This is a genomic window from Bacillus sp. jun7 (genome assembly GCF_051034795.1).
Taxonomy (GTDB): domain Bacteria; phylum Bacillota; class Bacilli; order Bacillales; family Bacillaceae; genus Bacillus; species Bacillus velezensis.
Map to the genome: position 1 here is coordinate 1,481,728 of NZ_CP093219.1, position 14,016 is coordinate 1,495,743.

Below are 14,016 nucleotides of genomic sequence, written 5' to 3' on the forward strand. Positions count from 1 at the left end.
GTTTAGTTCGCTTTAAATTGTGTGTTGATTGCTATAAAAGCGTTCGCAGTTGTATTCGTGCTGCTCTCAATACAAACATCACCGTTCGTTTTTATAACGCCGGTATAAATAAAACCAGCGCCTGCCGATCCGGTAAAATGATACGGGTAAGTTGGCCGAAAACCTGCCGGCAGTGTGTAAACCGGTGTTGTCAGTCCGAGGGTTCCGCCTTTCGCAACGCCTCGTAATATCACCGTTCCGACCATATCCTTACCGTACTGAACCGGATAACTTCCGGAAGCGTCGGTGTATTGCGTCCATCCACTTTTAAACGTCGGAGCCGTCCAGGTTACATTCGTTAGACGGGCTTCCAATGCGGCGGCCGCTCCGCCAGACTCCTTCGAATCCCAAGTTAACTTTTCCGATGCAGTTACGTGTATGTCCGTGTTTTTGACATGCGCATCTAAATCGCTCTTGAGCGCCAATCCCGCTGTATTCAGTGCGCTTGCTTTAATAGTTCCGGTGGACGCATCGATTACCTTATCAACCGTTTTCTTAGTCGTATCAAAATCTGCAATTAAATCCGACGCTTTTTTCGTGACTGATCCGAATGTAAAAACTGGCGGTTTTTTGTCATTCGAATAGTCTTCGATAGTTAAGACGCGTAGCTGAACGTTAATATCAAACGGTTCGATAACGCACCACAGATAATCGCCTTTCCTCACATCTTTAAAACCCATATTTGCGAGCTCAATAGCCGTAAATACTAACGATATGTCCAGACTGTCGTTGAGCTTACTTTTCATTTCCGTTAACAACGAATCTTTATCGGTAAACCTTTCGTCTTTTACCGGCTCGGCGTGCTTTATTCCGTAGATCGCTGCTAGTGGACTTGTATACTCCGCCTGCACAACATAGGTACCATCATCTTTTTGTTTACCGTAGCCGCGAATATAAGTCGCAAAGCTACTAGTATCGATCTCTTTTTCCGGCTCACTGACGTTGTACTTGTATCGCAGAAAAGGTTCGTCTTTCTTGCTGCCGATCTTTTTCGCAATGTAAATACGCTTACCGGCGTAATCAAATTCTGCGCCAAACTTTTCGAGAATGCTTCGCAGTAAAGCTAACGAATTATCCCATCCGAAGTTTTGAACCTCTACTGATGTCGGAAGATCCGTATAGTCTACTTCGTACGTGTATCCGGTCCCTTTTAACGCAAAATCGAGCATCGCATTTATTCGCAGCGTGCCCGATTTCTCTTCGTAAATCCGATAATTTATCAAGTCGTCAAATATCCGGTGAAGTGCCGTTACCTCTACACCCGCGCCGTTTTTGGACGTTTTTTCCTTGTGCGTTTTGATAATGTATTCTTCGTCTTTATAAATAAGAATATTTTCGTTTTTAACGAGTTTATAACCGTGTTGATTTAGATCAGTCTTATACCCCGTTACATTTAACGTTTTTTCGCCCTCGATTCCGTTACTACGCGTAGCAAAGAAGCCCGGCAAAGGTTCTGCGATTCCCGATATATCTTTTACTGCTAAAATAGTCATCGTCGCTGCACCTACTTATACAAATAATGAAAATCGAAAGATATTTCGAAGTTTCCCACCGTTCCGGAAAGTTCGATTTCGTTCCATCCGGGCGCAAGCGAAATGTAGCCTCGGTTCGTATTCGCGTATATGCTTGTGCCGTTTTTCAAATGCCGGAGACCTTCAAGCTTCAACGTATCGGTTGATCCGGAGCTCCCTGAATAAGACACCGTTTGGGTAGTCGTTTTATTCGCGAGCTTAAAATTGGATGAAGCTCCTTCATAAACGATATCTAACGGTACGTCTTCGGCTGGATCAATTGTTACGTTGCCTGCGTTGTAAATTCGGAATCTGTTCGTTTTGTGTCGATACGATAAATCGTCCGAAGGTAGCAAACCTTGCGCGACTTGCCACTTATCGGAGTTAAATGTTAATGGGTCGAGCGTTGAACCTAAAGATGCCGCAAAAGGAAAAGCAGCCGTAAACTCCACCGTAAGTTTCCCGCTCCTAGGCGTGATGTCTTCCGGTTCGTACGTACTGCTTACTTTTACGGACCAAACCTTTCCGGGTTGGCGCGAATCTATAATTTCCATTTCGTTCTGTGTCGCGAATAGATCGTATATCTCATCTAGTAACAAATGATAATCGAGATGATCCACGCCTTTAAAAAGAAAAACGGCCGTTAACTTCCGGATGTCGAATGTCGTACCTACATCGATTGATCCGTTGCGGCCGTCTATTTCCTGAAGATCTGTCCGATGGGTTAACGAGTCCTTTCGAAAACTAAGGAGCCGTAAACCGAAATTACGGTGATCGATCGTCTCACCGTTTTTTATAATTATCAGATGCACTACCGATCACCCCTAAATAATCTTTTCATCATGGCTTGTTGCGCCTGAGAGCTGTCGACGTAGTTAGTTAAAGCATCCTTATCTACCCGTACGCTCGGATCTTTTTGCGCAATTATATTAAGCGTCGCTAAAGATCGTTGCTCCACGCTCACCAGCCGCTCAAGTAGATTCGCTACAACCGTCTGATCTGTTCCACTCTCTACGCCTAATTTCTTACCGGTTTCTTTATAAAGTTGAAGCGCCCGCTGACGGTTATTCTTTAACGGGATGACTGCTTCCGGACCCTCTTCCGCAACCCAAGCGAGTTGCTTTTGCGTCACAATGTCGCCGATTTTGTAACCCTTGTAAGGGCCGCCGGCACGCATTGATTTAATTCCGGGTACATTGAAAACCGTTTTGTATCGTGAAATGATGTAGCGAATGGCTGCAACCGCGTTGTGAACCGGATTCATGATGTCGCCCATGCCCTTCATTTTATACGCGTCAAACGTCGGTCTAATTGTCTGCATAAGACCCATCGACGGCGTTCCGCGCTTCCAGTTGCTATCCCATTTGTTGATCGTTGAAGGGCCGGTCCGTCCTCCGGATTCTTTCATTGCGATTGTTGTTAATGGGTTAAACCAACTACTCGGAACTTTTGTGACGGCCATCGCTTTACGAATCCACTGTTTTACGTTACCTGTCGCTTTTTCCCCACTTCCGAAGCCGCCGCCAAAATCATCGATCTGCTTCTTAACGAAACCGACCATTGACGATTTAATCTTTTCGTAAGACCCTTTCGCCAAACTGCCGAATGCCCCCGAAATTTCCGGAAGCTTTAGTCCGAGGCTGTTGACAACCTTCGAAACTAGCTTCTTCGGATCTGAAACGTAATCCCACACGTCAAATGCGAAATCTTTGACTTTACTCACGGCGCCTTTCGCGACATTTACGACAGTGTCTTTTGCGCCCGAAACCGCATCAACCCCTCTTTCGAAAAGGTTTTTCTTTTTCGTCCCGTTCTTGAAGGCCGGAATGCCCTGCGCAATAAGCTTTTTCGTCATGCCGTGCGGAAGGACTTGAGTTCCTTTCGGTAAATTAAACAGCGTATCTCTGCCAGGACTTAGGCCGGTAAATCCGGAAGGTGTTCGGAACAGCTCAGGGCCGCCGCCATCTCCGAGGATCGCTGGACCGCCTGGGTGTCCGCCTGCTGCCGTACCTTTCGCATATCTAGGTATCTCTAGTTTCGGGATGAAATGCTTCTTATCGACGCCAACCAATCCGAGAACCTTATTGATACCTTTTTGCGTAAGACCGTTTACGATACCCTCGAAGCCGCCGATCATCTTGTTCCCAAGAGCCTTGACTCCGTTGACAGCTTTACCGGCCATACTTTTGATTCCGTCTCCAATTCTTCCTGGAAGCTTTTTCGCGCCATCTACTATACTGTTAAAACGTTCCATTACTTTTTTCTTCATCTCGTAAGTTAAAAGCGCCATCTTATTCTTAACATAAGTCCATTTATCGGAAATTGCTTTTCCCATGTTGGTTACCAATTTTACAATCGGCGAGAATATAGCTTTTAAGATTCCGAGGACGGCGTTCCATGCAGCCTTCCAATCCCCTCGCAACACAGCCGAGAACAACTTGATTACGTTAGTCACTATATTTAGCGCGGCTCTAATGACGGAAACTATTACAGGGAAAACTGCTTGAACAATGCTCAGAATAAACTTTACGGCAGGAATTAAAACAGTTTTGATAATTATGGCAGCCGCTTTTAATACCTGAATGATAATTTGTGCCGCGTATTGAATGATGGGTACAATCAACGGAAAGACCGCTTTTACGACTTCCAAAATTAATGGTAAGACGTTAACTACCAGATCCTTAATTACTGATGCAACCAACTGGATGATAGTAGCCACGAATGGCATCGCGGCCTTTACCACTGCTAAAACGACCGGAAAAATCGCCTGAACCGCGCTCAACAAAACCGGTAAAACTGTAGTTGCGATCATTTGAATCACCGGCGCAATCGCTTGGATAAGACTTAGTATCACTGGAAATACCGCTTGAACTACGTTCAAAACAATCGGAAGCAGTGACGTAAATCCTTCGACGAGAATCGGTAGAACTGTCGTTACAATTGACGTTATGACCTGTAACAACGTACCTTGAACCTGTACCCATATGTTTAATAGTCCGCTAACCAAGCTAATTATCCCCGGAAGCATCTGCGTGAAAGCACTCGCTAATTCACCGAGTAAAGGCGTAATTTGAACGACCGCATCCGAAAATGCCGTACCTAGGGCACCTGCTAAACTTGCGAACGTTGCGCCTAATTGTGCGAAAGACGGTCCGAGCTCTGCGATAGCTGCGCCTAGCTCCGCAAAAGCCGGCTTTAACGTAGCGAGACTCGTAACCATAACGTTCATCGTTTCCGCGAACTCCGGCGCTAGCTCAGCCGCTATTTCACCGAAGTATTGACTGAATGCATCAAATACCGGTTGCAAGGCCGTCATTGCGCTACTAATAACGCTTGAAACTTGCGACCAGACAGTCGTTACCGAGTTACGGAACTGTTCGTTAGACTGATAAAGGCGGAATAAAAATCCGGACAAACTAGCTAACGCCGTAATCGCGAAGCCGATCGGCCCTGATACGCCCGCTAACGCCAAACCAAACCCCGTAATCACGGGCGCAACGATAGAGATTACGCCGCCGACACTTGAGAATGCGGTTTTCAATTGTGCGAAAAATATCCCCGCCGCGTCCGCTACTTTAGCTGCGACGCCTCGGCCGAAGAATTCTGAGGCGTTCTGTCCGAGCGAGTAAAAGAACGAACCAATTGCAGTTATCGCACTACTGAATCCGCTCTGAATGGCGGTTCCAATGTTAACCGCACCGGCTGCAAATCCGTTCCACATGGCCGGACCTTTTTCGAGCAAGTACGCTGACATACGATCTACAGCCGCAATGATTCCATCAAACGCTACCTTCGCGCCGTTGTATGCGACTAAGGCACCGGATTTGATTGCGTTAAACACTACACCTAAAAGCTTTTGTAACTGCTCCGAATGTTTGTATACGAGAACAAAAACGGTCACTAACGCCGTTATACCTGCTATTGTTAACGCAATTGGACTCGTCAAGGCCGCTAATATCGATGTGAAGACGCCCATCATACCGCCTGCAGCCGCTATTTGAACCGATAAAAGCCCCCACGCGATTTGCAACGAACCTAAACCGACGAGCGCACCTCCGATTCCTGCTAACAAAACGCCTAGGACGGTGACGACGCCTAGAATAGCCGCTGTTACCGCTAGCGTGATGGCCACGAACTTCTGCATACCTGGCGATAAATTATTAAACGCGTCTACAACTTTTTGCAAAACGGCAACTAGCGCGGATACGGCCGGGGTTAACGCTTTACCGACATTTATTTGTGCCGTCTCGAATGCGCCTGAAAGCTCTTCGATTCGCCCTTTCAAGTTGTTCATACGCTCGGCCGCAACGTCCGCCGCTTTGATCTTATCCATCGCATTAGCCATCTCGGTAAAACCTTTAGCCCCGGACTTGCCGAGAATTAATGCTCCGCGGATAGCATCGGAGCCGAAGATTTTGTACAGTGCTTCCTGTTTATCTTTGGCGGACATACCATCCAAGGCCTTAGAGAGTTCTCCGGATATCTCGGTCATACTTTTAATGTTTCCTTGAGCATCGAAAAACTTATTGTCCATCACCCCAAGTGCAATCGATGCCTTAGAAAATGCTTTTTCAAATGAGGCGGTACCCTTTTTTAAGCCGGTTGTCTTGGTGACATACGCATCCATCGCTTTGTAAATATCTCCGAGATCTTGGCTAGCCGGTTTAAATCCCTGTTTAGCCAACTGTTCAAACGCTTTTTTCGTATCTAATGAAACAAGGCCGAGAGACTCCATTGTTGTATAGGCACCGTCTGTCATTGGCACTAAACGACTTAACATTGTTTTTAGTGATGTACCAGCATCAGATCCCTTTAGTCCATTCTGCGCAAATACTGCAAGTGCTGTAGATGTATCTTTAAAAGATAAACCCATGCCCGCGGCTACCGCTGAAGTCATGGACAGTCCGTACTTCATTTCTCCGACAGAAGTAGCCGAAGCATTGGCCGCTCCTGCTAGAATGTCGGCAGCCTTGGCAACACTTAAATTATCGTCTTTGAACGCATTGAGCGCGGTAGAGGCGATTTCTGCAGCATCTGCCAGTTCAAGATCACCGGCTGTCGCTAATGAAAGTGCGCCGGAAAGGCCTCCGCCCATGATATCTTTGGTAGATACGCCTGCTTTAACGAGCTCTTCCATACCTTGCGCAGCCTCTAACGCGCTGTATTTAGTATCCGCACCGAGTTTAACCGCCAAGTTCGTTAAAGCGTCGCTATATTTATTCGCCTCTGCCGGATCCATTACCGATTTAACGTTCGACATTTGCTGCTCGAAGTCCATCGATTTCTTTGTCGCGAGTCCGAGGGCTCCGCTGATTGCCAACGTTGCAACGCCGAATGATGTTGCGATTTCGGAGCCAATCGACTGTAATTTTCCGCCAATTGTTCGAAGGTTTTCGCCGCTCTCTTGAGCTTGCGTTCCCATACGGTGCCACGCATTCGCTTGCTGTTCAATCTGCGTGTTAGTCGCTCTTAATTGCGCTTGCGTCTCACGGAGCTGTGCGGTAGCTTCGTTCATTCTTGCGCTAAGCTCTTGCGTCTCCTGAGCGTCTTCTCCTTTTGCGCGCTTGGCTTCGAGATATAGCCGGCGAAGATCTTTTAAGCGTTGTTGCTGAAGATCGATTGATTTAGTTAGGTGGTCGGCTTTCTGCCTCAGTTGATCCGAGGTCGATCCGAAGTTATCAATGCCGGCCGTTGTCGCTTTAAACGCCGCGTCAAGCGCACGCATTTTCGTCGTGATCGTATTGACGCTCGCATTTAATTTTGCTCCTAGCTGTGCGAATCCCGTACTCTGCTCTCTAATCCGCTTATTAACGAGGTCGAGTTGATCCTCGGTTTTCCTCATGGCCGCTAATGCTTTGTTGTACTGCGTCAGTAACCGGACAGAGGCGTCATTGTCTTTTCCCTTTACTCGTACACTCTCTTCATACCGACGTTTAAGCTCGGACAGCTTCGATGTGTGTACCTGCATCGTACGATTAAGCACGTTCGCTTTCTGATTAAGAGCGTCAAGACTGTTATCGAATCTACCGGCGCCAGCCATCGTTGCCTTGAATTCACTATTAACAGCCTCAAGTTTCTTGTTGATACCATCGAGGCCGCGAGTTAACTCAGCGCTATCTAGTCCGATACTGACCCGCAAAGAGCCGAGTAATTCCGCCATGCTTTACCTCCTTTCTAAAAACCGAGTACCTGATCGATATAGACTTCCTTCTTCCCACCGCTTGAATCGCTGCTCTTGTCTTTTCCGCCTCCGGAAAATTGCATAAGCTCGAAGAACCAACCTATGTCCATTTCGTCGAGATAATAGATATCTTGTGGGCGCTCCATGCTATCGAGGTAAAGCTTTTTAAGGTCGTATTCAAGCTTTTCGAGGAAGTCTAACGGGAAAAGGTACCCTGGCTTTAGTTTTTTGCCGGAGTCTCCGCAGTGGCTTCGCCTTCATCTTTTGCAGCAGCAGTCTGCTCAACGCCCGCATTTACCGTCCCGACAACGCCTTGGATAGTGTCCGAGATTGTTGGGATCATTTTTTCAGAAGCAATTCCGTCGTAGAATTCATCAAGTGAGAATTGGTTGTCATAAACACGAACAACATAATCAACGAGGTTATCGAGATCGCCGACGTCTAGTTCGTCAAAATTGCTTGTTTTCGATAGCTTGATAGCTTCGCGAAGCATTCTTCCTTTAATAAATGGCGCGTGAAATACCTTTTCTTCACCTTTGATAAGTAATGTAATCTGCATGCAAACACTCTCCTAATTTTTGTTTTTTTGAGCGAACAAATAAAAAGAGAGCCGGCCGCCACCGAACTCTCTGATATGAATCTATTACTCGCCTGAAGGCGGTGTTTCGCCGCCGGTAGACGATGAAGGCTCGTAAACTTTCGTGAACCATTCGTTAATAACCGTTTGATTAACGCCTTCACCTTTCGTGTAAACTGAACGGCCCCAAACACCGTCAAACTCACGACGCATGAATGTGCCGGAAATTGAATCCGTTTGGAATTCCGGACTATCCGTTTTAGTAGCGAACTCTTCTTCCTGCAGTTGGAATTTACCTTTATATAGCGCGTAGAGCTTATCGCCGCCACCCGATACTTGCGATTTAAAGAGTAACGCACCATATGGCGCCAAATCAGTGTCTTTCTTCTCGAGCACGCCATCAGCATTAACCGTATGTCCGAGTAATAACGCCTGAATGTCGTGGGACAACTGGTCAACGCCGATTTCTACCTCGACGCCACCGAAAGCCGTTTCGATCTCAGACGGTCCATCATCCGCGTTCAAAGTTTCGCTGTTTGTGTTCGGTGAAATAGACGCCTCAATCGCCTTACCGATCTTAACCGGTTTATCGTAAGTGGCGCCCGCTTCATCGTCCTTAATCAATTTCGCAAAGTAAATATCACGTAATCCCATGCGTGTTCCTGCCAAATTTATTCCTCCTCCGTATTTTGCGCATAATAAAAACGGAGAACCTTGTGGTAGATCTCCGTTTCGTGTTCGTATAGGTCGTACTGCCCTAAGCGCCCAAAGCCCGCATCGACGAGTTGCTTCTTAATGCCAGTTTCTAGCCGAGCGTATTCGCTTGGGTCCTTCGTATAAATATCAACTTGAACGTAAAATCCCGTCGCTTCCTCCGCGTCTTCCGCATTGAACGCGCTCTTTTCGTCGTAGAAGAAAAAACGGATATACGTTTCGTCCTCTCCGCGATATTTAAGAAAAACAACGGGTACGCCCAACGGTTTAAGCGCCGAATTAACGATTGCCCGCGCACTCATCGAAATAACTCCCTTTCTAAATAGCGTCTGATCTCGCGCTGTGCTTCGTTCTTTTTCGCGTTGAAAGACGGCTCAATAAAAGGCATCGCTTGGTGTCCCGGGTGATCGACTTCTCTGCCGTAGAATGTATATCCATCGCTCATGACCTTTTTGTTCTTCGCTTTTTCTAAGTGCGGACTGGTACCGAACTCAGCGAATCGCGATATAAAATCAAGGTCGCTCGGTCCGATTTCGATAATGTCGTTCTTAACGTCGCTGACCAGTATCTTACTTTGTGCGCTAGGCTTCCGCGCTTCCATCTCCTCAAATACCGGCTTAGCGCCGGCCTCAAGTGCGCCTTTCTTAACGGACTGCGATTCCCGTCCCATCCGGTTTAACCTCGCCATTAGCTCGCGCATGCCTCTTACGTTCGATCTTGAGCTCACTTAACGTCGACCTCCTTCGCAATAACCGTGAAGGTAACGTTTGCTTCGTTATCGTTGATAATGCTTTCGATCTCGAACTCTCGTCCGTCATATTTAACGCGCATCTTGTTATTAAGCAGCGTCTTCATTCGCTTTGAATAACGAATGATAAAACGGGTCGTTCTCTCGGCCTGAATTGTGGCTGCCGCAATAAATTCTCGGCCCTGTAACGTCTTTACTGCCGACCAAACCGTGGCAACCGACGTCCAGCCATCGATCTCAAACCCTTCGTCATTCGTTGTGTTTGCGTACTGCAAAAACGTGATCCGCTTATTAAAACTTCCGATGTTTACCGCCATAGCGCTCACCTCAATTGAAGGATCATACCGGCGATTTTTGTTCCGCTGTTAGCTGTCGTCCTGTTTTCGTAGGCGTCCGCAACAAAGATCAGTGCCGCCATTTTGTACAGGTCCGATTCGGTATCCTTTACGCCTGCGTTTTCCATGTGCTTTTCTGCTGCGGAAATAAAAAAGGAGACGAGTTTATCATCCTCATCTCCATCAATCCGCAAGTATTCTTTTGCTTCATCAAGCGTAAGTGCCATCGTTATTCACCTGCCGGAGGTGCCGGTTCGTTGACCATAATAGCCACCGTTTTCTTAATCGAAGGTTTCGACTTAGACGCGACAGTGATCGTAGTTGTACCGGCTGCTTTAGCCGTTACTAAGCCGGAGCTAGATACGGTTGCTGTCGCGGTGCTGCTAGACGTAAAAACCACACTTTGGTCTGCGCTTGAAGGCGTGACCGTTGCGTTAATCTTATACGTATCGCCCACCGTTAAGGTCTTGGAGGTTTCCGTTACATTGACGCCTGTAGGTTCGGTCGCTAATGTAGTCACCGAAAGCTCGGCGCTAAGTGGCGACGGGTCACCGGTGTTAGGAATTGCGCGCACCTGATACTTATACGTTGTTAATTGCGTCAAGCCGCTGTCTGCAAACGATGTCCCTACGCGAGATCCGATAGATACTCCGTCTCTGTATACCTCGTATTCTTTAATGCCCCCATTAAAGGTTACGGCGTCCCAACTAAGGGACGCCGATGTGTCTTTAGGAGTCGCCGTTAACCCTTGGGGCGCATTAGGGCGTAGTTTCGACTTTCGCGATACGGAATGCAGATTTAAGTTTGATTTTGTGATCAAAATACGCAGTCAATACGAATACGTTTTCGCCAGTTTTAACGTCTTTATCGCTTTCGTAAGTGATCGCTGGATCGTAGTTGAAGTGAGAGTAACGGAAGTCACCAACGATCGGGCTAACTGCGGCATCAGAGAAGACGACCGGCTTGCCGAGAATTTGCTCAGGTTGCGCGCTGTACAGTGTGGCGTTACCGTTCGCAAGAGTTTCAACGATGTTCATGTAATCAGAGTAGCGCATCATGATTTTAGCGTTTTCGCGATAATCTTCGTGAAGATCTGCGATAGCTTGCTTAATCGCTTTGTATTGATCAGCCGCAGTGATTTCTTTAATACCAGCAGCATAGAAGGACATTTCTTCTTCGCCAGCAACCGGAGTCGCAGCGAATGCGACTTTCTTTTCTTTCGCAGCTAAACCGGATTGAAGAGCGCGTTCTACTGTAGAAACTAGCGCAGTGTCAGTCGCAGCTAGGATCGTCTCAGATACAAGCGCCATGACTTTGAATTTGTGACGACCGAAAGAAAGTGAGCTGCCTTCTACTTTCAATTCTTTAGCAGTCTCTAAGTCTTGGATGAAGCTATCATCATCAAGAGTAAAATCCACTTTAGGAAGCTCTAAGTTTGTAACGTTAGTGTACGTAGATACTTCACGTAGTGGGTTCTTAACGAACGGCTCAAGTAGCAATTCTTCGGAAACAGTTTTAGGAAGTAATTTTTCTCCACCAGTTCCGTTACCGTCGCCTAATGCTGCGCGAACTTCTTGCGCTGGAACTTCTTTACGCATAGTCGCACGAATTAAACCTGCTTTAGCCGATGTTTTTTGAGTCTTTGGATCAGAGCTTGTAAGACCTTCGGATACGCCTGCTTTAGCTTGTTGTAAGCTTGCTTGGATTTTAGCTTTTTGCTCGCGCTCTAAAGAATCGTGTTGGTTTTGTAGAATATCCATACGCTCTTTAAGATCGTCTTTTTTCTGTTTAAGAGCTCTTACATCTTCGATAGAAGCGTTTGGATCAGCCGCTTTATTCATGATTTCCTTTTCTACAGATGCTAATTGAGTACCTACAGTATTTAAGTTAGCCTTCAGATCAAATAGTTCCATTAAATAATTCCCCCATTTTTGAGTTTTAGTAAGTTTGTTTGTGCTTCCGCGATGAGTTGCTCGCGTTCCACGCGCTCTCTTTCCGCCTGCTTTTCGTCTTCTTCCGTTTGATTAAGTAAAGCGTCCGGAGTATTCCGGTAACTCGCGAATAACTTCGTATCTACTTTCGCAGCCACTTGTTTTGGAGCTTCGATACTGTCGCAAAGCCCTAATTCGAGGCATTCCTGCGCTGTAAGCCACGTTTCTGCGTCCAAAAGAGCGATTAAACGATCACGATCAAGCTTTTCGCCCGCCTTTCCGAGATAAGCCTCGACAAGACTTTCGCGAATGCGATCCATGTCATCGGCCTGCTTGCGGAGTTCGTCCGCGTTTCCCTGCGCTAAGGTCCACGGATTGTGAATCATCATCATCGCGTTTGCGGGCATAAAAATAGCGTCACCGGACATTGCGATGACGCTTGCGATACTGGCCGCCAGCCCGTCGACATAAACGTTAACGTGGGCTTTGTGCCGCTTTATGATGTTGTAGATCGAATTCCCTTCGAAAACGGACCCGCCAGGCGAGTTAATATAGATATTTAGCGTTGAAACGTCGCCAAGTTCGTCTAAATCCGCCTTAAAAGTCTGTGCTGTTACTTCGTCACCCCAAAATTGAGCCGAGCTGATTTCGCTGTAAATGTAAACCTCGCCAGCCTTAGCGTCATTCTTCGCCGCTTTGATTTCCCAGAACTTCTTTATCGTCCTCACCTCCTTTCGCGTCTTCGTTATCATCTTCGTTAGTTTTTAACGTTGGAGGCGTTGGCGCGTCGGCACTCGTAATTTTCTGCTGCGCGACTTGGTCGATCGGGAACAGGTCTTTGCTCAAATAAAGCGTATCTCCGCCCTTTTCTGGCGGTAAATCCTCCCACGCACGCACCTCATTCGGCTTAAACCAGCCGCTCCGGATGCCTTTTTGGTAGAAATCTCCGCGAGTCCTCATGTCCCCCCGCAATAACGCGTTCATGTTGAACTTAAAATAATAACCGGCCTTACGTTCCTTTTCGGTCAACAGCTTCCGGTTAAATTCTTTTTCGTATTGAGCCGCGATAGGCGTCAGCGTTCCTTGTACATAATCGATGTAAAGTTGCTCCATGTTCGATACGCTTCCTTGCGTTTCGCCGAGCATGTATAACGGGATATTAAAGGCCTGCGCAACTCTTGAACGCGTCACCTTTTCGACTTCAAATGCTTTCGTATCGATGAATTCCTTTTTTAATTCACGTATTTTTACGCCCTGTTCTTGAATTAAGATGCCACCGTTATCCCTATAGAAGCTTTTAAAGTTCTCAAGCATCTCCGTTTTCCGCTTCTCGTCCAACTGCGTAGCTAATTCGAGAATGAACGATATCTTAGCGCCGTCCATCTGTTCGAGACTGAACGTCCTTACATCGCGATCAAAGTCGAGTGCGTTCCGCAGCACCTTTAACGGCGAGATTCCTTTCAGTCCGTCAACCGATGTATACTTAACGTGAATCATATCCATGTTGTGAACGAAATAGTTTCCGTTATCGCCGAATATCTCGTACCAGAGCTCGCGAGACGTTTCTTCAATGACCGGCTGCACTCGCGAAGGGTCTAAAACCTCCAACCCGACGACTTCATAACGCATTCCATACCGCTTTATCGCGTAGGCATTGCCGTAAACAGCCCGATGAGTCTCTAAAAGTCCGATCATTTCACCGGAAGTCATGTTATGGTTCGGCGCGTACGTTAATAGTTCGGATGCCTGCGACTCGATCGGCTGATAGTTCTTGTACGCCTTGATCGGCAGACTTGCCATCGTGTTTGATAACCGCGATACAGCCGAGAAAACAGTCTCGTTATCAGCCAACGCGTGTTCACCATAGTTTCCGAAAATACTAGCGCGAGGGACAAACCAGTGCGCGAGATCCTTTTTAGCGGCCGCCTTTGCTTCAGGTGCGCCTCTGAAAAAGCTTCGTACGTTGCTCCAAAAGCCCAA

General features: G+C 47.0%; 13 protein-coding genes. All 13 read right to left on the reverse strand.

Features of this window, described 5'->3' with window-relative positions; translation table 11 throughout:
- Positions 1 to 2: 2 nt before the first annotated feature.
- Positions 3 to 1,532, reverse strand: a complete 1,530-nt coding sequence (locus MJQ52_RS06790; RefSeq protein WP_094247613.1) for a phage tail protein — start codon at positions 1,530 to 1,532, stop codon at positions 3 to 5.
- An 11-nt stretch (positions 1,533 to 1,543) separates the two neighbouring features.
- On the reverse strand, positions 1,544 to 2,362 hold the full coding sequence (locus MJQ52_RS06795; protein ID WP_094247612.1) for a phage tail family protein: 819 nt from the start codon (positions 2,360 to 2,362) through the stop codon (positions 1,544 to 1,546).
- On the reverse strand, positions 2,362 to 7,710 hold the full coding sequence (locus MJQ52_RS06800) for a phage tail tape measure protein (protein ID WP_434181891.1): 5,349 nt from the start codon (positions 7,708 to 7,710) through the stop codon (positions 2,362 to 2,364). Before MJQ52_RS06800 ends, MJQ52_RS06795 begins: the two co-directional genes overlap by 1 nt.
- Positions 7,711 to 7,951: 241 nt before the next feature.
- Complete coding sequence (gpG, locus tag MJQ52_RS06805) at positions 7,952 to 8,290, reverse strand: phage tail assembly chaperone G (protein WP_229023834.1); 339 nt, start codon at positions 8,288 to 8,290, stop codon at positions 7,952 to 7,954.
- A gap of 84 nt (positions 8,291 to 8,374) precedes the next feature.
- Complete coding sequence (locus MJQ52_RS06810; RefSeq protein WP_229023833.1) at positions 8,375 to 8,977, reverse strand: major tail protein; 603 nt, start codon at positions 8,975 to 8,977, stop codon at positions 8,375 to 8,377.
- A gap of 2 nt (positions 8,978 to 8,979) precedes the next feature.
- A complete protein-coding gene (locus MJQ52_RS06815) occupies positions 8,980 to 9,324 on the reverse strand; it encodes a hypothetical protein (RefSeq protein WP_434181892.1) in 345 nt (114 codons plus the stop codon).
- The gene (locus MJQ52_RS06820) at positions 9,321 to 9,749 is read right to left on the reverse strand and encodes an HK97-gp10 family putative phage morphogenesis protein (protein ID WP_326359309.1); all 429 of its coding nucleotides are present in this window, start codon (positions 9,747 to 9,749) and stop codon (positions 9,321 to 9,323) included. Before MJQ52_RS06820 ends, MJQ52_RS06815 begins: the two co-directional genes overlap by 4 nt.
- On the reverse strand, positions 9,746 to 10,087 hold the full coding sequence (locus MJQ52_RS06825; RefSeq protein ID WP_238810167.1) for a phage head closure protein: 342 nt from the start codon (positions 10,085 to 10,087) through the stop codon (positions 9,746 to 9,748). The genes MJQ52_RS06820 and MJQ52_RS06825 overlap by 4 nt, the downstream gene beginning before the upstream one ends.
- 5 nt (positions 10,088 to 10,092) lie before the next feature.
- Positions 10,093 to 10,332 (reverse strand): head-tail connector protein, encoded by a 240-nt coding sequence (locus tag MJQ52_RS06830; protein ID WP_326233539.1) that lies wholly within the window; start codon positions 10,330 to 10,332, stop codon positions 10,093 to 10,095.
- 2 nt (positions 10,333 to 10,334) lie between these two features.
- Positions 10,335 to 10,925 carry an Ig-like domain-containing protein gene (locus MJQ52_RS06835; RefSeq protein WP_434181893.1) on the reverse strand — a complete coding sequence of 197 codons (591 nt, stop codon included), beginning with the start codon at positions 10,923 to 10,925 and terminating at the stop codon, positions 10,335 to 10,337.
- A complete protein-coding gene (locus MJQ52_RS06840; RefSeq protein ID WP_094247607.1) occupies positions 10,864 to 12,018 on the reverse strand; it encodes a phage major capsid protein in 1,155 nt (384 codons plus the stop codon). The genes MJQ52_RS06835 and MJQ52_RS06840 overlap by 62 nt, the downstream gene beginning before the upstream one ends.
- Positions 12,018 to 12,764 (reverse strand): head maturation protease, ClpP-related, encoded by a 747-nt coding sequence (locus tag MJQ52_RS06845; RefSeq protein WP_302565177.1) that lies wholly within the window; start codon positions 12,762 to 12,764, stop codon positions 12,018 to 12,020. Before MJQ52_RS06845 ends, MJQ52_RS06840 begins: the two co-directional genes overlap by 1 nt.
- Complete coding sequence (locus tag MJQ52_RS06850; RefSeq protein WP_434181894.1) at positions 12,718 to 14,016, reverse strand: phage portal protein; 1,299 nt, start codon at positions 14,014 to 14,016, stop codon at positions 12,718 to 12,720. The genes MJQ52_RS06845 and MJQ52_RS06850 overlap by 47 nt, the downstream gene beginning before the upstream one ends.

Excerpts from the sequence above, each read along its gene's own strand:
- MJQ52_RS06815 (WP_434181892.1), bottom strand. The coding sequence starts at position 9,324 with ATGAGTGCGCGGGCAATCGTTAATTCGGCGCTTAAACCGTTGGGCGTA.
- MJQ52_RS06825 (WP_238810167.1), bottom strand. The coding sequence starts at position 10,087 with ATGGCGGTAAACATCGGAAGTTTTAATAAGCGGATCACGTTTTTGCAG.
- MJQ52_RS06830 (WP_326233539.1), bottom strand. The coding sequence starts at position 10,332 with ATGGCACTTACGCTTGATGAAGCAAAAGAATACTTGCGGATTGATGGA.
- MJQ52_RS06800 (WP_434181891.1), bottom strand. The coding sequence starts at position 7,710 with ATGGCGGAATTACTCGGCTCTTTGCGGGTCAGTATCGGACTAGATAGC.
- MJQ52_RS06790 (WP_094247613.1), bottom strand. The coding sequence starts at position 1,532 with ATGACTATTTTAGCAGTAAAAGATATATCGGGAATCGCAGAACCTTTG.
- MJQ52_RS06840 (WP_094247607.1), bottom strand. The coding sequence starts at position 12,018 with ATGGAACTATTTGATCTGAAGGCTAACTTAAATACTGTAGGTACTCAA.
- gpG (WP_229023834.1), bottom strand. The coding sequence starts at position 8,290 with ATGCAGATTACATTACTTATCAAAGGTGAAGAAAAGGTATTTCACGCG.